At 67.1% G+C, this 17630-nt stretch carries 20 protein-coding genes; 15 read left to right on the plus strand and 5 right to left on the minus strand.

Going from position 1 to position 17630, the window contains the following annotated elements:
* Positions 1–66: 66 nt before the first annotated feature.
* From AC4AMJ_RS03855 to AC4AMJ_RS03870, 4 genes are all read left to right on the plus strand, one after another.
* A complete protein-coding gene (locus AC4AMJ_RS03855; RefSeq protein WP_489917306.1) occupies positions 67–1056 on the plus strand; it encodes an o-succinylbenzoate synthase in 990 nt (329 codons plus the stop codon).
* A 100-nt stretch (positions 1057–1156) separates the two neighbouring features.
* Complete coding sequence (locus AC4AMJ_RS03860; protein WP_489917307.1) at positions 1157–2494, plus strand: cytochrome P450; 1338 nt, start codon at positions 1157–1159, stop codon at positions 2492–2494.
* Positions 2495–2505: 11 nt separating this feature from the next.
* Positions 2506–3105, plus strand: a complete 600-nt coding sequence (locus AC4AMJ_RS03865; RefSeq protein WP_489896883.1) for a TetR/AcrR family transcriptional regulator — start codon at positions 2506–2508, stop codon at positions 3103–3105.
* Positions 3106–3612: 507 nt separating this feature from the next.
* Positions 3613–4476, plus strand: coding sequence for an SDR family oxidoreductase (locus tag AC4AMJ_RS03870; RefSeq protein WP_489896882.1), 864 nt, complete (start codon positions 3613–3615; stop codon positions 4474–4476).
* Here the strand turns inward: AC4AMJ_RS03870 and AC4AMJ_RS03875 are convergent, their stop codons facing one another.
* Both AC4AMJ_RS03875 and AC4AMJ_RS03880 read right to left on the minus strand, forming a co-directional pair.
* Complete coding sequence (locus tag AC4AMJ_RS03875) at positions 4477–5361, minus strand: universal stress protein (RefSeq protein ID WP_489917308.1); 885 nt, start codon at positions 5359–5361, stop codon at positions 4477–4479.
* Positions 5358–6818 (minus strand): amino acid permease, encoded by a 1461-nt coding sequence (locus AC4AMJ_RS03880; protein WP_489917309.1) that lies wholly within the window; start codon positions 6816–6818, stop codon positions 5358–5360. The genes AC4AMJ_RS03875 and AC4AMJ_RS03880 overlap by 4 nt, the downstream gene beginning before the upstream one ends.
* A 151-nt stretch (positions 6819–6969) precedes the next feature.
* On the opposite strand from AC4AMJ_RS03880, the gene AC4AMJ_RS03885 reads away from it, so the two are divergent.
* From AC4AMJ_RS03885 to AC4AMJ_RS03910, 6 genes are all read left to right on the plus strand, one after another.
* Positions 6970–7548: an Rv1363c family protein gene (locus tag AC4AMJ_RS03885; protein ID WP_489917310.1), complete on the plus strand. Its 579-nt coding sequence runs from the start codon at positions 6970–6972 to the stop codon at positions 7546–7548.
* Positions 7545–8102, plus strand: a complete 558-nt coding sequence (locus tag AC4AMJ_RS03890; protein ID WP_489917311.1) for a hypothetical protein — start codon at positions 7545–7547, stop codon at positions 8100–8102. Before AC4AMJ_RS03885 ends, AC4AMJ_RS03890 begins: the two co-directional genes overlap by 4 nt.
* On the plus strand, positions 8099–8737 hold the full coding sequence (locus AC4AMJ_RS03895; protein WP_489896877.1) for a hypothetical protein: 639 nt from the start codon (positions 8099–8101) through the stop codon (positions 8735–8737). The genes AC4AMJ_RS03890 and AC4AMJ_RS03895 overlap by 4 nt, the downstream gene beginning before the upstream one ends.
* The gene (locus tag AC4AMJ_RS03900) at positions 8734–9273 is read left to right on the plus strand and encodes a hypothetical protein (protein ID WP_489917312.1); all 540 of its coding nucleotides are present in this window, start codon (positions 8734–8736) and stop codon (positions 9271–9273) included. Before AC4AMJ_RS03895 ends, AC4AMJ_RS03900 begins: the two co-directional genes overlap by 4 nt.
* 103 nt (positions 9274–9376) lie before the next feature.
* A complete protein-coding gene (locus AC4AMJ_RS03905; RefSeq protein WP_489917313.1) occupies positions 9377–10591 on the plus strand; it encodes an NAD(P)/FAD-dependent oxidoreductase in 1215 nt (404 codons plus the stop codon).
* Entirely contained in the window at positions 10592–11356 is a 765-nt protein-coding gene (locus AC4AMJ_RS03910; RefSeq protein ID WP_489917314.1) for a DNA alkylation repair protein, read from the plus strand.
* An 11-nt stretch (positions 11357–11367) separates the two neighbouring features.
* Here AC4AMJ_RS03910 and AC4AMJ_RS03915 read toward each other — a convergent pair whose 3' ends face one another.
* The 3 genes from AC4AMJ_RS03915 to mftR all read right to left on the minus strand — a co-directional run bounded on the left by AC4AMJ_RS03915 (position 11368) and on the right by mftR (position 13542).
* Complete coding sequence (locus tag AC4AMJ_RS03915; RefSeq protein WP_489896873.1) at positions 11368–11739, minus strand: DoxX family protein; 372 nt, start codon at positions 11737–11739, stop codon at positions 11368–11370.
* 39 nt (positions 11740–11778) lie between these two features.
* Positions 11779–12834: a 2Fe-2S iron-sulfur cluster-binding protein gene (locus tag AC4AMJ_RS03920; RefSeq protein ID WP_489896872.1), complete on the minus strand. Its 1056-nt coding sequence runs from the start codon at positions 12832–12834 to the stop codon at positions 11779–11781.
* An 87-nt stretch (positions 12835–12921) separates the two neighbouring features.
* Positions 12922–13542: a mycofactocin system transcriptional regulator MftR gene (gene mftR, locus AC4AMJ_RS03925; protein ID WP_489917315.1), complete on the minus strand. Its 621-nt coding sequence runs from the start codon at positions 13540–13542 to the stop codon at positions 12922–12924.
* 110 nt (positions 13543–13652) lie between these two features.
* On the opposite strand from mftR, the gene mftA reads away from it, so the two are divergent.
* The 5 genes from mftA to AC4AMJ_RS03950 all read left to right on the plus strand — a co-directional run bounded on the left by mftA (position 13653) and on the right by AC4AMJ_RS03950 (position 17630).
* Positions 13653–13748, plus strand: coding sequence for a mycofactocin precursor MftA (mftA, locus tag AC4AMJ_RS03930; RefSeq protein ID WP_489896870.1), 96 nt, complete (start codon positions 13653–13655; stop codon positions 13746–13748).
* Positions 13748–14092 carry a mycofactocin biosynthesis chaperone MftB gene (gene mftB / locus AC4AMJ_RS03935; protein ID WP_489917316.1) on the plus strand — a complete coding sequence of 115 codons (345 nt, stop codon included), beginning with the start codon at positions 13748–13750 and terminating at the stop codon, positions 14090–14092. The genes mftA and mftB overlap by 1 nt, the downstream gene beginning before the upstream one ends.
* Positions 14093–14131: 39 nt before the next feature.
* Complete coding sequence (gene mftC, locus AC4AMJ_RS03940) at positions 14132–15406, plus strand: mycofactocin radical SAM maturase (RefSeq protein WP_489917317.1); 1275 nt, start codon at positions 14132–14134, stop codon at positions 15404–15406.
* A 103-nt stretch (positions 15407–15509) separates the two neighbouring features.
* A complete protein-coding gene (gene mftD / locus AC4AMJ_RS03945) occupies positions 15510–16709 on the plus strand; it encodes a pre-mycofactocin synthase MftD (RefSeq protein WP_489896867.1) in 1200 nt (399 codons plus the stop codon).
* Between the two features lie 108 nt (positions 16710–16817).
* A complete protein-coding gene (locus AC4AMJ_RS03950) occupies positions 16818–17630 on the plus strand; it encodes a mycofactocin-coupled SDR family oxidoreductase (protein WP_489896866.1) in 813 nt (270 codons plus the stop codon).

The following is a 17630-nucleotide window of genomic DNA, read 5'->3' on the forward strand; positions in this document are numbered from 1 at the left end:
GAGACTAACGCAGGTTGGAACGGAATGAAAGATTTGTTTCAACCGAGCTGGGTTGGAGGTGATGTCATGGTGGACAGCCTGCTGCCGCCCGTGGACGAACTGCTCGCTTCGGCGATCACGGTTCGCTTGCCGATGCGGAGCCGGTTCCGCGGGCTCGTCGAACGCGAGACGATGGTGTTCGCCGGCCCGGCGGGGTGGGGAGAGTTCGGCCCCTTCGTCGAGTACGACGACCCCGAGGCCTCGGCCTGGCTTGCCGCGGGGATCGAGGCGGCCTACCAGGGTCCGCCGCCGGCCTACCGCGAGGAGGTCGCGGTGAACGCGACGGTTCCTGCCGTCCCGGCCGACGACGTGGCCGCGATCCTCGCCCGTAACCCCGGTGCGACCACCGCGAAGGTGAAGGTTGCCGAGCGAGGCCAGACGCTGGACGACGACGTTGCCCGTGTGGCTGCCGCCCGCGCCGTGGTGCCGACGGTGCGCATCGACGCCAACGCCGGGTGGACCGTCGACGAAGCGATCCGTGCGATCCGTGCGATCGGCGACGTCGAGTACGTCGAACAGCCATGTGTCACCGTCGAAGAACTTGCCGCGGTGCGCCGGGCCGTTGACGTCCCGATCGCGGCGGATGAGTCGATCCGCAAGGCGGCCGACCCGTATCGGGTGGTCGCCGCCGACGCCGCGGATCTGGCGATCATCAAGGTCGCCCCGCTCGGGGGAATGCGCGCGACGCTGCAGCTGGCCGAGGATCTCGGTCTGCCCGTGGTCGTGTCGTCGGCGCTGGATTCGGCGGTCGGGATCGCCGCGGGCGTCGCGACCGCCGCGGCGTTGCCGTCGCTCGACCACGCGTGCGGCCTGGCCACCGGGACCCTCTTCACCGCCGACGTCGCGGAGCCGTTCGTGCCCGCGGACGGGTCGGTCACCCCGCGGTGGTTCGGACCCGGCGCGATCGATCCGGGCTCGGCCCCGCTCGCGGACTCCGATCGTGATCGCTGGTGGCGCGACCGGGTGCGGCGGTGTCACGCGCTTCTCGCCGAACGGGGCCCTCGGACACGGCCCTAGAAACATTTCCGCTAATCTGTTCCAATAGAACTGATGCGACCGACGTCACACCACGTCCGGAGGTTGCTGATCGAAAATTCACGGTGGCGAGGAGATGGCGATGACAACGGTGTTTGCCCAGGCCCCGGCCGACAGCGGCCTGCTGGAAGTGCCCTGTGCCGAGCGCAACGGGATTCTCGAGATGATGGCGATGCGGCGCGACCCGTTCGCGTTCGGCGACGAGCGGCTCGCGCGTTTCGGTCAGGTGTCCGGACTCAACGCCCTCGGAATCCAGATGGTGATCGCCTCGGGTCCGCGCGCCGCCGACGAGATCCTGATGAATCGCGACAAGGCATTCGCCAACGGCCCGGCGTGGAGCTATTTCATCGGCCCTTTCTTCAACCGCGGCATCATGCTGCTCGACTTCGACGAGCACCGTCATCACCGGCACATCCTGCAGCAGGCCTTCACACCGTCGGTGCTGAAGGGCTATATGCAGGAGATGCAGCCGATGATCGCCGACCGGGTCGAGCGCTTCCCGACCGGGAACGTGAAGATGTTCGAGGAGTTCAAGGCGCTCACGCTCGACGTCGCACTCGAGGTCTTCCTGGGTCTCGAACTGCCGAAGGACGAGGCCGACAAGATCAACAAGGCGTTCATCGACACGGTCCGGGCCGGTGTCGCCTACGTTCGCAAACCCGTCCCGGGGGGACGGTGGTGGAAAGGGCTCCGCGGACGCAAGGTGCTCGAGGAGTTCTTCCACGAGAACATCGCGGCCAAGCGGGCGCGCGAGACCCCGGACCTCTTCTCGGTGCTGTGTCATGCAGAGAGCGACGAGGGCGACCGCTTCACCGACGAGGACGTCGTCAATCACATGATCTTCGTTCTCATGGCCGCCCATGACACCTCGACCATCACCATGACGCAGATGGCCTACCGCATGGGGAAATCGCCGGAGTGGCAGCGCAAGGCCCACGAGCAGTCAATGGAACTGAACCCGGAGCTCGGATACGACGACCTCAAGTCGCTCTCCGCACTTGACCTCGTCATGAAGGAATCCCTGCGGATGTGTCCGCCGGTGCCGGCGCAGCCGCGCATGGCCATCAAGGACACCTCGGTTCAGGGCTACTACATCCCGAAGGGCAGCTTCGTCTCGGTGCCGCAGATGACCAATCACCGCGACCCCGAGTTCTTCACGAACCCGGACATGTTCGACCCGGAGCGATTCTCGCCCGAGCGGGCCGAGGACAAGGGACACCGGATGGCGTGGACGCCGTTCGGTGGCGGCGTGCACAAGTGCATCGGGCTGTATTTTGGCCAGATGGAGATCAAGACGATCCTGCATCACCTGGTGCGGAACTACGAGTGGTCGGTCCCGGACGACTACCAGGTCCCGATGGACTACAGCTCGCTTCCGGTCCCGAAGGACAAACTGCCCGTGGACCTCCGACGCCGATGACGCCCGCTCCGATGTCATCGACCAAGGCCCCACGCAAGGCGCGCAACACCGCGAGCCCCGAGGATCAGGAACAGGCGATCCTGTCGGCCGCCGAAACCGAGTTCACCGCGGTGGGGGTCCGGCGCGCGAACATGGACGAGGTGGCCGCGCAGGCCGGCGTCAGTCGCAGCACCCTGTATCGCCGCTTCCCGAACAAGGAGGCGCTGCTGCTCGCGGTGGCCAACGACCTCTACGAACGGGGTATGCACCGCCTCATGAACGCGGTCGTCGGACTCGGCCCGGCCGACGCGGTCGTGGAGGCCTTCGCCGAGGGCGCGGTGATGATCTCCGAGGATCCGCTGATGCGCAGGCTGGTCCTCACCGATTCGGAGATGCGGGGAATCACCGCGTCGGTGACGTCCCTGTTCATCGACATGGTGACTGACCGGGTGGCCAACACCCTGCGGGACGCGGGGGCGCAGATGCCCGACGAGGATCTTCACCAGGCGGTGGAACTCCATGTCCGGCTGGTGATCTCCTTCCTGGAGATCCCGGCTTCGGATGAGACGAAGCAGCAACCCGAGGCCGTTCGCCAGTTGGCCGCGAAGTATCTGGCCCCGATGATCTGGTGAGCCGTGTGGGGCCGCCGGCGGGGGCGGGGCCATTCCGGTCCCGCGGGCGTGTGCATTCCGGTCCCTGAGGAGGTCCGGAGCGCTAGCCGGAGGGGCGGGTCCGTTCCGGTCCCTGAGGAGGTCCGGAGCGCTGGCCGGAGGGGCGGGTCCGTTCCGGTCCCTGAGGAGGTCCGGAGCGCTAGCGGAGGGGCGGGTCCGTTCTGGTCCCTGAGGAGGTCCGGAGCGCTAGCGGAGGGCCGTCACGAAGGGCGCCCCTTCGTGACGCTCGCAAGCTCGCTCCTCAGGGAGCGGGAGAGTTCGCAGGCTCGCTCCTCAGGGAGCGGGGGAGCGTCGTGGGGCCCGGTGGCGGGGGCGGCCGTTCCGGTCCCTGAGGAGGTCCGGAGCGCTAGCGGAGGGCCGTCACGAAGGGCGCGCCTTCGTGACGGGGGAAGTTTGCAAGCCCGCACCTCAGAGCCTGCGATGAGGCGGCAGCGCCGAGATTTGTTGTGACCACGAAAGGAACAACCCATGTCAGTCCTTGATCGCCTGCGCCGCGGCGCCGATCCTGAAGAGATCCGATCGGCCCTGCGCGGCAAGGTCATCGCCATCACCGGTGGTGCGCGTGGGATCGGATTCGAAACCGCGACACAGCTGTTCGAGGCCGGAGCGGTGGTAGCGCTCGGCGATATCGACGACGAGGCGGTGGGCAAGGCTGCCGCCGACCTCGGGGTCGAGGGATTCGGGGTCGACGTGACGAACCGCGAATCGTTCACCGCGTTCCTCGACGCCGTCGAAGCCGCGCTCGGGCCCATCGACGTACTGATCAACAATGCCGGCATCATGCCGGTGGGTCACTTCCTCTCCTTCGACGACGCGATGATCCGCCGGACCGTCGACATCGACCTGGTGGGTGTGCTGACCGGCACGCAGCTGGCGGCCCGTCGGATGGTCGAACGCGGTCGCGGCCAGGTCGTGAACATCGCATCGGTGGCCGGTCGCCTGCCCACACCGGGAATGGCGGTCTACAACGGAGTGAAAGCCGGTGTCATCGAGTTCTCCGAGGCACTCGACGCCGAGTTGAGCGGGTCCGGGGTACGGATCAGCACGGTGCTGCCGACGTTCACTCGGACCGGGCTCATCGACGGACTCAAGACGAACGCCTTCATCCGGGTGAGCGAACCCGAGGACGTCGCCGCCGAGGTGGTGGGCATCATCGCTCGTCCACGTGTCCGGGTGACGGCCCCTCGGTCGATGGCGTGGGTCGCGCTCAATCCCTTGTTCACCCAACGATCCAAGCGCGCGTCGCGTCGGATGACCAAGCTGGACAGCATCTTCCTCGACTTCGACCGCGCCGGCCGCGCCGAGTACGACAAGCGCATCGCCGGACGCTGATCAGCGGGGGAGGATCACCACCGGGACCGACGAGTGCCGGATGATCTTGGTGGCACGCGAACCCAGGAAGACCTGCGACAGAATGCCCTCACGGGTACTGCCGACGAACAGCACCTCGCCGTCGATCCATTCGACGGAGTCGAACGCCTCCCGGTAGCCGCGCCCCGCGGCGACCACACATTCGGTGTCCGGGGGAAGGCGACCGTCGTTCACCAGCTTCTCCTGAGCCTCGAGCGACTGCTCCTTCCACTGAGCGAGCACGGTGTCCTCGATGCTGAGACCGACCAGCGGGGGATACATTGCGCCGCCCCGGACCGCGAAGGTGACGAGACGCAGTGGGGCGTTCATCCGGTCGGACAACGCTCGGGCCCGATCGACGACCGACACCGATGCCGGATCGGAACCGGCGATCGCGGCGGTGACTCGCGTGAGCCGACCGTCCTTGGGCGAGCGATAGCCGCGAGGACTGACCCCGATCGGTATCGGCGAGCGATGCATGAGCGTGTCGCCGGTCGAGCCGATCACGATCTGACCCAACTGGCCGTCCCCGGTGGAGCTGATAACGATCCCGTCTGCGGACAGCTCCCGAGCGCAGTCGATCAGTGCCGCCGAGGCGGTTCGGTGATCGAGGCGCAGGAATCGCCACGCCAGCTCCGGCGGGTAGATCTGCATGTACTCGGTGATCTCGGCGGCGGCCTTGTCGGCTACCTGATCGGTCCACGTGACGAACTCGGCGTCGATCTTGCCCATCGACGGTGTCGTCCAGGGTTTCGGCACGACGGTCGCCACGACGAGATCGGTGCCGAGTGACTCGGCCATCATCGCGCCCAGCTGCACCCCGCCGAGACCACCCTCGCCCTGGACGTATCCGACCAGAATCGTCACGGCGCCACCTTGTCGGAGGCGGTGCCCGGCGCCTGGTTGAGCCTGCTGTGGCGTCGGCCCCACAGGAAGTAGAAGATCAGCGCGACACCGACCCATAGGCCGAAGAAGATGAACGTGACCCAGTGCAGCCCGCTGAGAATCCAGATGCACGCCGCGACCGACAGGACGGGCGTCACCGGATAACCCGGGACCTTGAACGGCCGATCCAGGTGCGGCATCGTCCGGCGCAGGATCAGCACGCCGATGGACACCACGATGAATGCCGCGAGAGTGCCGATCGAGACCAGATCCCAGAGTTTGTCGATCGGGACGAAGCCGCCGAGGATGGCGATCACCGTGCAGACGATGACGGTGTTGTTCACCGGAACCATGGTCTTACGACTGACCTTGGAGAACGCCGACGGCAGCAGGCCGTCGCGGCCCATGGCGAAGAGGATGCGGGTCTGCCCGTAGATCACCACGAGCGTCACCGAGAAGATGGAGATGACCGCGCCGACCGCGATGATGTTGCCCACGATGGTGTTGCCCGTGACGTTGTTGGCCAGCTGCGACAGGCTCGCCTCGTCGTCCGGATTGAATTCGGTCCATGCCTGCGCCCCTATCGACGCCACGGCTGTCAGCAGGTAGATGCTGATGACGATCACGAGCGCGCCGATGATCGCGCGCGGCATGGCCTTCTGTGGGTTGCGCACCTCGTCGCCCGCTGTCGACACCGCGTCGAGTCCGATGAAGGTGAAGAAGATGACGGCCGCCGCCGAGGTCACGCCGGACATCCCCTCGGGCATGAACGGTGAGAAGTGACTCGAGGTGAAGGCCGTCAGGCAGACCGCCCCGAACAGCAGCAGGACGCCGAGCTTGATGAGTACCATCACCGTGTTGACCAGAGCCGACTCGCTCGCCCCGCGGATCAGCAGGAGTCCGCAGAGGAAGATCAGGATGACCGACGGCAAATTGATGATGCCGGGGTCGTCGACGCCCCAGGGTGCCGCGTTCAGCGCGTGCGGGATCTGCCAGTCGAACAGGTTCCCGATCAGTTCGTTGAGGTATTGCCCCCAACCGATCGAGGTGGCGGCGGCCGAGACGCCGTATTCGAGCATGAGACAGGCGCCGATGCCCATCGCGACGACCTCGCCCAGGGTCGCATAGGCGTAGGAGTAGCTCGACCCGGACACGGGCACCGCCGACGCCATCTCCGCATAGCAGATGGCGGCCAGACCGGCCGCGACGCCGGCGATGACGAAGGACAATATGACGGCGGGACCGGCAGAGCTGATCGCCTCCGGGACGACGATGAAGATACCGGTGCCGACCGTTGCGCCCACGCCGAACAGCGTCAGCTGGAACGTCCCGATACTCCGGCTCAGATGGGGGTCGCCGGAAGCATGCCCGGGCGCACCCTCGCCCGTCACCGGTTTGCGTCGGAAAATCGAGTTCGTCGTCGATTGTGGTCGCGTCATCAGCGCCTCCTCGCAGGTAATAGCTGATTCTGCGCGATTTGCCCGGTATTCGCATGGGAATGACGGTGCAGGCGCCGAGGGCCGCCCGCGGGTGCCACTAGGCTGGGGCTGCCGACGGGGAGGTCGGCATCCCCGCGGAGAGGACCCTCGGATGGCCGCCGATGCCTTGCTCGATGCCGAACGGGTCGCGCGTGCCGAGCTGCGCCGTGCGATCGACGAGCTCGAGGCCGTAGAAGTCCGTGCGGGGCTGCGACGGCCGTCGCGGGTCGGGTGGCTGATGGCCGTGGCGGCCATCGTCACGGTTGTCGTCGCGGCCGTCGGCGTCACCGTCTGGGTGCGCGCCGACGCCGCCTACACCGACGCCGACTATGAGCAGGCCGCGATTGCCGGCGTCGCACTGCTGCTCAGTCCCGACCATCGTCGGCCGGATCAGGCGCGCCGCATCCTCGATGGCTCCACCGGCGAGTTCCGCGACCAGTTCGCCCAATCGGCGGACAGCTACTCACGCTTCGTCGAGTCGCAGGGCACCGTCGCCCGCGGAACGGTGGACGGCGCCGGAGTGTCGGGCAGATCCGGCGACAAGGCAACGGTACTGGTCGCCGCCAGCGTCGAGTTCCTCCAAGGATCGGAGACGGCCGCGGGGGAGTCGGTACGGCAGTTTCGCCTGCGCGTCCTGATGCAACCCGATGACGGTCGGCTGAAAATCGCGGCGGTGCAGTACCTGCCGTGAAGCGCACCGATCCCGCCCCCGCCCCGGGGAGCCCGCCCGCAGCGAGGCCACCGAGAACCACCGATCGGGTGATCCCGGTACGCACGGCAGTCGTCATCGCTGTGGTGATCGTGGTCGTGCTGGCGGGACTCGTCGGAGTGCTCGGTCGGCAATGGCGCGCCGCGGCCACCGCTTCGGCCACCGAGCAGAGCCGCACGGAACTTCGCCACGAGGCAGGTGGGATTGTGGCCCAGGTGTTCTCGGTCGACGCCGGCTCCTGGAAGTCCGATCGTGCAAGGGCGCGCGGCCTCGTCGGCGGGGAGTTCGCGGCACGCTATGCGACCGAGTTGACGCGGCCCCCGGCGGCTGGGGCACGCAGCATCACCTGGACACCCGACGTCGTCGGGGTGATCGATGCGGCCCCAGATCGTGGTGACACCCTCATCCGCGCCACCGTGGTGACCACTCCGGCCGCCGAGGACTCGGCGCCGATCACCGAGAAGCGCACGGTCGCAGCGCGATTCACTCGCGACGGCGACAAATGGTTGGTTACGCGGGTGGAGGTGATGTCATGACCGGATCGGGAGGCACTGCGCCGAAGGCGACGACGGATGACTTGTCGGCGGCGCGTCGTCGGGTGGACGCGGCGACCCGGAACGCGCGATCGGCGCGTATCGCCGCCGCGGCCCCACTGCGCGACCGGGCGCGTCGGCGCACCCGGAGGTTCCTGATCGCCATCGGCGCGATCGCTGTGCTCGCACTCGTCGTCGCCGGCGGAGCGATCGCGCTGTGGGTGCACAACCGCGGTGAGCAGGCCCGGTCGAACGCGGCCACCGCTGCACTGGACGCATCCCGCGCCGCGGTCACCACACTGCTGACCGCCGATCCCGCCGATCCCCAGGGCTACCTGAAGCGGGCGCTGGCCGTGACCACCGGCGCACAACGCGATCGGCTCCAGACCGCGGGCGACGCTCTGACGCAGGCCGTCGGCGCTCTGGACTCGCCGAGTACCGGGGAGGTGCTGTCGGCCGGGCTCGTCACCGACCCGCCCTCCGCGGATGCCGGCGCCGAGGCGACGGTGCTGCTGGTGGCCGAGGCCACCGACCCGCAGCTCGTCGGCGGAGACGTCCGGGACCGTCGGGTGACCGTCGAGGTGACCATGACCCGAACAGATTCGGCGTGGCTGATCAGTCAGGCGGGCCAGGCATGACCGCACGTGCCCACCTGCCCCGGCGTCGACGTCGCCGGGCCGTCGTACTCGGCGTGATCGCGATCCTCGCGGCGGTGGTGGCCGTCGCTGCCTTCGTGACCGCCGCACGTGCGCGGCCGGTGCCCGACGAGTCGCAGCGCGACGCGCTGCTGACGGCAACCCGCGACGCCGTCACCGCGCTCATGACCTTTGCGCCCGCCGACGGCCCCGCCGACCGCGCCGCGGTGGCCACACACCTGGCCCCTCCGCTGCTGCAGACCTATCGCAGTCAGGGGCCCGACGCGGTGCTCGCCGGCGCTGTCGAGACCGGTGCGACGATGTCGGTGCGGGTGGTCGGCGTCGGCGTGAACACCTACGCCGATGACCGGGCCCAGGTCCTCGTGTTCGCCGATCCGACGATCCGGGTCCAGGGTGTGACAGATCCCGAAGAACGGAACGGGGAAAGGACCCCTACCGCTCGATGGGCCACCATGCGTAATGTCGATGGTCATTGGCGACTCGCCGACCTCGACATGGTCGGCGACGTCACCCGGTGAGGGGGATGCATCCAGCGCGTCCCCGGGTCGGCCATCGGCGGCCGGCAGCCGCAGTCGGGCACGTGCCCGCACCGCGGAACGATGCGTCAGGGAGGCATGGGAGATGAGCGGGTCAGCCGCGGGTGTGGTCGTGGTCGGTGCGGGTCTGGGCGGAATCCGCGTAGCGGAGAGCCTGCGGTCCAATGACTATGCGGGTCCGATCACGTTGGTGGGAGCCGAAGTGCACCCACCCTATGATCGACCGCCATTGTCGAAGTCGGTGTTGTTGGGCAAGGACGATCGCGTCGACCTGAAACCCGCCGACTACTTCGGTGACGCGTCGGTCGACCTTCGTGTCGGCGAGCGGGTGTGCGCGATCGCGCCCGACGACCACACGGTCACCGTCGAACGACTCGACGATCCGGGAAACCGGGAGACGTTGCGTTACGACGCATTGGTCCTGGCCACAGGTCTGGCACCCCGATCGCTGCCCGGCACCGAGGATGTGGCCGGGGTCCACGTCCTGCGCACCATCGACGACGCATTGGCGCTGCGCCGTGAGATCGAACAGGCGTCGGCGGCGGTCGTGGTCGGCGCGGGGTTCATCGGCTGCGAGGTGGCCGCCAGCCTCACCCAGCGCGGTCTCGCGGTGACACTGGTCGAGCCGGCCCCGACACCGCTCGCGGCCGCCCTGGGCACCGAGATCGGCGAGCTGATCGCCCGGATGCATGTCGCGAACGGAGTCGACGTCCGGACGGGGATCGGAGTCGACGAGATCCGCACGGACGGTGGCCGGGTCAGCGGCGTCGTGCTGGCCGACGGAACCGAACTCGCCGCCGACATCGTGGTCGTCGGGATCGGCTCGACCCCGGTGATCGATTACCTGGACGGCTCCGGGATCGCCCTGGCCCCACGCGAATCCGGGGGCGGCGTCGCCTGCGACGAGTACGGCGCCACCTCGGCCCCGGACGTGTACGCGCTCGGCGACGTCGCGAACTGGCGGACCGAGACGGGCGGAACCCGACGCGTCGAACACTGGACGCACACCGTCGAACAGGCCACGGTCGTCGCACATCGGATCGCCCAGACCGATGCGATGATCCCCGCCGCACCGCCATACTTCTGGAGCGACCAATACGGTCTCAAGATCCAGGTACTCGGCCGGCCGGAGGCCACCGACGACCTGCATCTGGTGGACGACGACGGGACGAAGTTCCTCGCCTACTACAGCCGGGACGGTTATCTCACCGGTGTCGTCGGCGCGGGCAAGGTCGGCGCGGTCATGAAGACGAGGCCGAAGTTGCTCACCAGAACCCCGATCGCCGACCTCGTCGGCTGAATGGGCGCAGGCGCGTCGGACGGAGCAGGGTCTCCCGGTGTGGGGGAGGCGACTGTCGGACAGATCGTGGCCGCCGTCGCCGAGCACGCCGACCCGGTTCGCGCCGCCGGATCGGCACGGTTCTTCAAGACCGGCCCCGGTGAATACGGCGAAGGCGACGAGTTCATCGGCGTCACCGTGCCCCGATTACGTAAGGTCGCCAAGCGATTTCGCGGTGTCGAACCCGACGTTATTCGTGAGCTGCTGGAGTCGGCGATCCACGAGCACCGCTTGATAGCGCTGTTCCTGTTGCGCGGCGAGTTCGAACGGTCGACCGATGATGCGTCACGTGTCGACTGGGTGAGCCTCTACCGCCGCGCCCTGTTCACCGGTCAGGTGGACAACTGGGATCTCATCGACTCATCTGCCGACCCGATCCTCGGTGCATGGCTCGTCCGACTCGACGATCACGGCCCGCTCGTCGAACTCGCCTCCGCCGACGATCTGTGGATTCGCCGGGCCGGGATCGTCGGTACGTTCGCGTTTCTCAAGCACGGCATCGCGGACGCGACGCTCGCCGTCGTACCGCGCGTCGTCGACGATCGCCGCGATCTGATCCAGAAGGCCACCGGGTGGATGCTGCGGGAGATGGGCAAACGTGTCGGCCGGGACATCCTCACCGACTATCTCGGCGCGCACGCGCCCGAGATGGGCCGTACCGCACTGAGTTACGCGATCGAGCACCTCGACGCCGAGGAACGGGCGTACTTCCGGTCGCTCCGCTGAGGAATCAGGTCTCAGCTCGGTGAGGACCGAAAGACCTTGATGGCCGCCCAGATCATCGGGAACTGCAGGGGCAGACGTCCGATCGCCACGGCGCGCATGGCCGCGGGCTTGTCCTTCCACAGCCGCACCATGTTGAGGTTCGCGGGATAGACGGCGACGAACAGCGCGGCAGCCAGTGCGGCCGACACACGACGAGTACGCGGGACCAGCAGGCCGGCACCGATCGCGACCTCGGCGACACCGGAAGCGTAGGTGAGGGTCCGGGGATCGGCCGGGATCTCCTCCGGGATGATCGCGTCGAACTGCTTGGGCGCCACGAAATGCAGTGTGCCGATGGACAACAACATGCCCGCGAGTAGCCGGGACAATCGAACCGGAGACATGAACCACCCCATTTGTCGTCGTGAACGGTCGGCTCGTCGTCAGAACTCGATCTTCAGCGAATCCGAAGTCGGGTGGGCCTGGCAACCGAGGATGTAGCCGTCGGCGATGTCCTCGGGATCGAGCGCGCCGGTGTTCTCCATCTCGACCGTACCGTCTGTCAGGGTGCAGGCGCAGGAACCACACTCGCCTTCCTGGCACGAATACGGCGCGTCCAGGCCGGCGGCGAGCATGATGTCGATCAGTGATCGCTTGCGCGGCCAGCGCAGTGTGTGGGTCTCGCCGTCGAGTTCCACCTCGACCGAGGCTGCTTCGGCCTCCTCGGCCTCGCTGACCTCGTCGAGCTCGACGTCGGCGAACGGATCCCCCGACAGGGAGTTGTACACCTCGGTGTGCACGTTGTGATGCGGGAATCCGGCTCCGGCAAGGCCTTTGTGGACGGCATCCATGAATGGTCCCGGCCCGCAGAGATAGGCCGTGTGGTCGGCGAGGGAGCGGAACGTGGTGGCGAGTACGCGGTCATCCGGCAGACCCTGCAGGGACTCGAGCCAATGGATGACGGTGAGGCGGTCGGCATGAGCACGCTGCAGGTCGCGCAGTTCGTCGGCGAAGATCACGTCGTCGACGCCGCGGTTGGCGTAGAAGAAGGTGATCGGGGCGGTTCCACCGTGCAGTGCGGCCTTCAGAATCGACATCACCGGTGTCACACCGCTGCCGGCCGCGATCAGCAGCAGCTTCGTGTCGAGATCCTTGGGTGTGAAGACGCCGGAGGGCGGCAGGACCTCGATCTTCGAGCCGGGGGTGAGGTTGTCGCAGACCCAGTTGGAGCCATACCCGTCCACGGTCCGCTTCACGGTGACCTTCGGCAGTCGATCGGTCCGCGGCGCCGACGCGAGCGAGTAGCAGCGGGCCACCGAGCCGGTCTGGTCGCTGGGGATGCGCAGCGTCAGGAACTGTCCGGGCCGGTACTCGGTGAACGGCTCGCGGTGTGAGTCGGGCACCTCGAAGACGATGGAGCGCGCGTCGGCGGTCTCGTCGATGACGTCGGCAACGGTAAGGATCACGCTGCGCGAGCCATGTGGTGTCAGCTCTGTCATCTCGTACCTCTCACGATCGTCCCCGTCGGTGCTGGTCAGGGCAAAATTAGAACACGTTCTACTTGAGTCTACCGCAGCCCCGCCCGATCACGGCAGGGCGCCGACTCCCTCCGCAAGGGTACGGCTTCCCGCCAGGATGAGGGCTTCGAGGTCTGCGTCGGGATGGGAGAGCCACTGGTCGTAGGCCGCGAGTGCCGTGCCGAGGCACATCCAGGCGATCGTCTGGGGCAGGTGGTCATGTTCGTCCAGGCCGAGACGGTGAGCGCAGAACTCCGCGATGACCTGACGCCATTCCGCGTACATGAGCATCGAATGGGCCTGCAGGGCAGGGACGCCGAGTAGCAGCGACATGCGTCGACGGTGGCCGATCAGTTCGGTCGGCGGAACCGTGTTGAAGGAGATGAGGGCGCGACGAAGCGCTTCGGCGATGGGGAGCTCCGACGGGATGTCGGCGAGCAGTGTGCGCATGTCGGCGAGGTGGGAGTCGAAGTCGCCCCACGCGATCGCATTCTTCGACGGGTAGTAGCGGAAGAGCGTGCGGCGCGCGATCCCGGCCGCATCCGCGACGTCCTCGACGCTGGTCTCGTCGAAGCCCTTGGCGGTGAACAGATCGATCGCCACGGCACTGATCTCCGCGCGTGACGTCACCGGCCTGCGGCCCAGCTGGCCGGGTCGATGCACCGAGGGTGCCGAGTCCGGTTGGCTCATCTTCACCTGTCCATCTGATCAGTTTTGGCTGGGGGCTGTTTTTATGCACCGAGTGCCATTATAGTATCCGGTGATCCGCATCACTACCGAGAGAATATGGAGGTTGGATCATGGCCGATCAGCAAGCCACGTCGAATCAGGACGAACTCGTCGGTGAGTCGCTCGTCGAAGAGGTGTCGATCGACGGGATGTGCGGGGTCTACTGATGTCGACCCCGACATCTGCTCCGGCGTCCGGCGACCGCGTTGATGCGGTCGCCGGCGCCGGGAGCGCGCCGCGATTCGACCCCGCGCATGCCTGGACACTCAATCCCAAGGTGGCCCTGCGCCCCGAGCCCTTCGGGGCGTTGCTGTACCACTTCGGTACGCGCAAACTGTCGTTTCTCAAGAACCTGACCGTCGTCGACATCGTCGGATCGCTCGGTGACCATCCGAGCGCCGAGGACGCCCTCGCCGCCGCCGGAATCGGGGCCACGGACCGTCCCCTGTATCTGCAGGCGCTCGGTGCGCTGGCCGACTCCGGGATGATCATCCGACGCGCCGACCACTGACCGCCGTACCGACTCGCCTGCCCCCGAGGAGTCACCGCAATGACAACGCTTGAAATGCCGCCCACCGCAACGGACCTGGCTTCGCCGACGCCGACGGTGCAAACCCCGAAGGTCGGTCGTCTGGTCGATCAGTTCGAGAAGGGTCTCGACGCCCCGATCTGTCTGACGTGGGAGCTCACCTACGCCTGCAACCTGGCGTGCGTGCACTGCCTCTCATCATCGGGCAAGCGTGATCCACGCGAGCTGTCCACCGAGCAGTGCAAGGCGATCATCGATGAACTGCAACGCATGCAGGTCTTCTATGTGAACATCGGCGGTGGTGAGCCGACCGTGCGTCCGGACTTCTGGGAGCTGGTCGACTACGCGACAAGCCATCAGGTGGGGGTCAAGTTCTCCACCAACGGATTACGCATCGACAAGGCAGTCGCGGCGCGGCTCGCGGCGTCGGATTACGTCGACGTGCAGATCTCACTCGACGGCGCGACCGCGGAGGTCAACGACGCCGTGCGTGGGCCGGGCTCGTTCGACATGGCGGTCCGCGCGCTGGAGAACCTGCACGAGGCGGGCTTCGCCGACGCGAAGATCAGTGTGGTCATGACCCGCGAGAACGTCGCGCAGCTCGATGAGTTCAAGGCGTTGGCCGACCGCTACAACGCCACCCTGCGGATCACCCGCCTGCGCCCGTCCGGCCGTGGCGCCGACGTCTGGGATGACCTGCACCCGTTGCCCGAACAGCAGCGTGAGCTCTACGACTGGCTGGTGGCCCACGGCGACGGCGTCCTGACCGGCGACTCGTTCTTCCACCTGTCGGCGTTCGGCGGGTCCGGCGGCGCAGGTGCTCTGCCCGGGTTGAACCTGTGTGGCGCGGGTCGGGTCGTGTGTCTGATCGACCCGGTCGGCGACGTCTACGCGTGCCCGTTCGCGATCCACGAGAACTTCCTTGCGGGCAACATCACGACCGATGGTGGCTTCCAGCAGATCTGGCAGCACTCGGACCTGTTCACCGAACTGCGTGAACCGCAGAACGCCGGGGCCTGCACCAAGTGCGCCCACTTCGACGCCTGTCGCGGCGGCTGCATGGCCGCGAAGTTCTTCACCGGCCTGCCGTTGGCGGGCCCGGACCCGGAATGCGTGCAGGGCTATGGCGAGCAGTTGTTGGCCGGCGACCGCACCAAACCGACTGCGAACAAGGATCATTCACGCGGCACTCCGCTGACGCTGATGACCCGGCGTCCGGACGGCGACCTGACCCCGGTAGGGGCGCCGCCGTCGAAGAGCTGTGACGAGAATCCGCTGGCGGGTTTCGCGCCCTGACAACCAGACCCGAGTAACACAACCCCAAGATGCGACACCACGCCACACCCGGCTCGCGGTCGGGTGATGGTGTGCTGTCACCCACAAGTAGGTAGGAAGAACAATGGCCAAGAATCCCTGGGCCCGCAACCCGTGGTTCGAAACCGTCCATGAAGCACAGCGGCGCGCCAAGAAGCGGCTGCCGAAGTCGGTGTACTCGTCGCTGGTGGCCGGCACGCAGGCGGGCGTCACCCTCAAGGACAACACCGACGCCTTCTCCGAACTCGGCTTCGCGCCGCACGTCGTCGGCGCCCAGGCCGACCGTGAGTTCTCGACGACGGTGATGGGACAGGAGATCTCCTTCCCGGTGATGATCTCGCCGACCGGCGTGCAGGCGGTCGACCCCGACGGCGAGGTCGCGGTGGCCCGCGCCGCGGCCGCGCGTGGCACCGCGATGGGGTTGTCCAGCTTCGCATCTCATCCGATCGAAGAGGTCACCGCGGTCAATGACAAGGTCTTCTTCCAGATCTATTGGCTCGGTTCGCGCGACGAGATCCTGGCTCGCGCCCAGCGCGCCAAGGAGGCCGGCGCGAAGGGGCTGATCGTCACCACCGACTGGGTGTTCAACGTCGGTCGTGACTGGGGTAGCCCGGAGATCCCGGAGAAGGTCGACCTCCAGGCGCTGCTGAAGCTGGCGCCGGAGATCGCGCTCAAGCCACGCTATGCGCTGGACTGGATTCGCGACGGCAAGGTCGAGATCCCTGATCTCACCGCCCCCAACCTGGTGCACAAGGGCGAGGCGGGACCGACGTTCTTCGGCGCCTACGGACAGTGGATGAGCACGCCGCCGCCCACCTGGGACGACCTGAAGTGGCTGCGCGAGCAGTGGGATGGGCCGTTCATGGTCAAGGGAATCACCCGCCTCGACGATGCGAAGCGGGCCGTCGACATCGGTGCCTCGGCGATCTCGGTCTCCAACCATGGAGGCAACAATCTCGACGGCACCCCCGCCACCATCCGGTTGCTCGGACCGATCGCCGACGCGGTCGGCGGGCAGCTCGACGTGTTGCTCGACGGCGGCATTCGCCGTGGCAGCGACGTCGCGAAGGCGCTCGCGCTCGGTGCCCGTGCGGTGATGATCGGTCGCGCCTATCTCTGGGGTCTCGGCGCCAACGGTCAGGCGGGCGTGGAGAACGTCCTCGACCTGCTGCGCATGGGTCTCGACGGTGTGGTCATGGGGCTGGGGCACAAGAGTGTTCACGAACTCTCGCGTGATGACCTCATCATCCCGGCCGATTTCGAGCGCAGCTTCGGCGACGCCTGAACCATCGGGTCCTCGCGGTCACCCGCCACAAAGTAGAACGTGTTACAGTTCTGGCTGTGACGGTCGCCTGTGGCGGGTGACCGATGAGCAGACGAGGACACAGAGCGGATGGGGCAGTTCGACGGCAAGGTCGTCTACATCACCGGCATCGCGCGCGGTCAGGGGCGCAATCACGCGCTGCGATTCGCGCGGGAGGGTGCGGCGATCATCGGTATGGACATCGCCGGGCCCGTGGCCGACCACACCACCTATCCGGCGCCGAACGCCGACGACCTCGCCGAGACGATCCGCCTCGTCGAGGAGGCGGGCGGCAAAATTCTTGCCCGGCAAGGGGATACCCGCGACCTCGCATTCCAGCAGCAGCTGGTCGCCGACGGTGTCGAGCAGTTCGGTCGCCTCGACATTGTCGTCGCCAACGCCGGAATTCTCACCTGGGGCGCGGTGTGGGAGCTCTCGGAGGAACAATTCACCGACGTCGTCGACGTGAATCTCGTCGGTACCTGGAAGACTCTCAAGGCAGCCATCCCGCACATGATGGAGGCGGGCAACGGGGGCTCGATCGTCGTCATCAGTTCGTCGGCCGGCTTGAAGGCGATGCCGCTACAGGCATCGTATTCGGCATCCAAATTCGGCCTGCGTGGGCTCACCCAGTCCGCGGCCAAGGAACTCGGCCACTACCGAATCCGGGTCAACAGCGTGCACCCCTATGCGGTCGACACCCCGATGGGCGTGGCCGATACCGAGGCGCACAGAATCTTCGGTATCCCCTGGGTCGCACCGCATCTCACCTCGATGATGAATCACCACCCGGTGGCCGCGCTGGACGAGATCTCCGACGCGGTCCTCTATCTCGCGTCCGACGGGGCCAAGGCCATCACCGGTGCCGAGTTCCAGATCGACATGGGTGCCACCAAGGTCTGA

It is taken from the genome of Gordonia sp. LMA484, assembly GCF_058129505.1.

Excerpts from the sequence above, each read along its gene's own strand:
- AC4AMJ_RS03855 (WP_489917306.1), top strand. The coding sequence starts at position 67 with ATGGTGGACAGCCTGCTGCCGCCCGTGGACGAACTGCTCGCTTCGGCG.
- AC4AMJ_RS03860 (WP_489917307.1), top strand. The coding sequence starts at position 1,157 with ATGACAACGGTGTTTGCCCAGGCCCCGGCCGACAGCGGCCTGCTGGAA.
- AC4AMJ_RS03865 (WP_489896883.1), top strand. The coding sequence starts at position 2,506 with ATGTCATCGACCAAGGCCCCACGCAAGGCGCGCAACACCGCGAGCCCC.
- AC4AMJ_RS03870 (WP_489896882.1), top strand. The coding sequence starts at position 3,613 with ATGTCAGTCCTTGATCGCCTGCGCCGCGGCGCCGATCCTGAAGAGATC.
- AC4AMJ_RS03880 (WP_489917309.1), bottom strand. The coding sequence starts at position 6,818 with ATGACGCGACCACAATCGACGACGAACTCGATTTTCCGACGCAAACCG.
- AC4AMJ_RS03885 (WP_489917310.1), top strand. The coding sequence starts at position 6,970 with ATGGCCGCCGATGCCTTGCTCGATGCCGAACGGGTCGCGCGTGCCGAG.
- AC4AMJ_RS03895 (WP_489896877.1), top strand. The coding sequence starts at position 8,099 with ATGACCGGATCGGGAGGCACTGCGCCGAAGGCGACGACGGATGACTTG.
- AC4AMJ_RS03900 (WP_489917312.1), top strand. The coding sequence starts at position 8,734 with ATGACCGCACGTGCCCACCTGCCCCGGCGTCGACGTCGCCGGGCCGTC.
- AC4AMJ_RS03905 (WP_489917313.1), top strand. The coding sequence starts at position 9,377 with ATGAGCGGGTCAGCCGCGGGTGTGGTCGTGGTCGGTGCGGGTCTGGGC.
- AC4AMJ_RS03910 (WP_489917314.1), top strand. The coding sequence starts at position 10,592 with ATGGGCGCAGGCGCGTCGGACGGAGCAGGGTCTCCCGGTGTGGGGGAG.
- AC4AMJ_RS03915 (WP_489896873.1), bottom strand. The coding sequence starts at position 11,739 with ATGTCTCCGGTTCGATTGTCCCGGCTACTCGCGGGCATGTTGTTGTCC.
- AC4AMJ_RS03920 (WP_489896872.1), bottom strand. The coding sequence starts at position 12,834 with ATGACAGAGCTGACACCACATGGCTCGCGCAGCGTGATCCTTACCGTT.
- mftR (WP_489917315.1), bottom strand. The coding sequence starts at position 13,542 with ATGAGCCAACCGGACTCGGCACCCTCGGTGCATCGACCCGGCCAGCTG.
- mftA (WP_489896870.1), top strand. The coding sequence starts at position 13,653 with ATGGCCGATCAGCAAGCCACGTCGAATCAGGACGAACTCGTCGGTGAG.
- mftB (WP_489917316.1), top strand. The coding sequence starts at position 13,748 with ATGTCGACCCCGACATCTGCTCCGGCGTCCGGCGACCGCGTTGATGCG.
- mftC (WP_489917317.1), top strand. The coding sequence starts at position 14,132 with ATGACAACGCTTGAAATGCCGCCCACCGCAACGGACCTGGCTTCGCCG.
- mftD (WP_489896867.1), top strand. The coding sequence starts at position 15,510 with ATGGCCAAGAATCCCTGGGCCCGCAACCCGTGGTTCGAAACCGTCCAT.
- AC4AMJ_RS03950 (WP_489896866.1), top strand. The coding sequence starts at position 16,818 with ATGGGGCAGTTCGACGGCAAGGTCGTCTACATCACCGGCATCGCGCGC.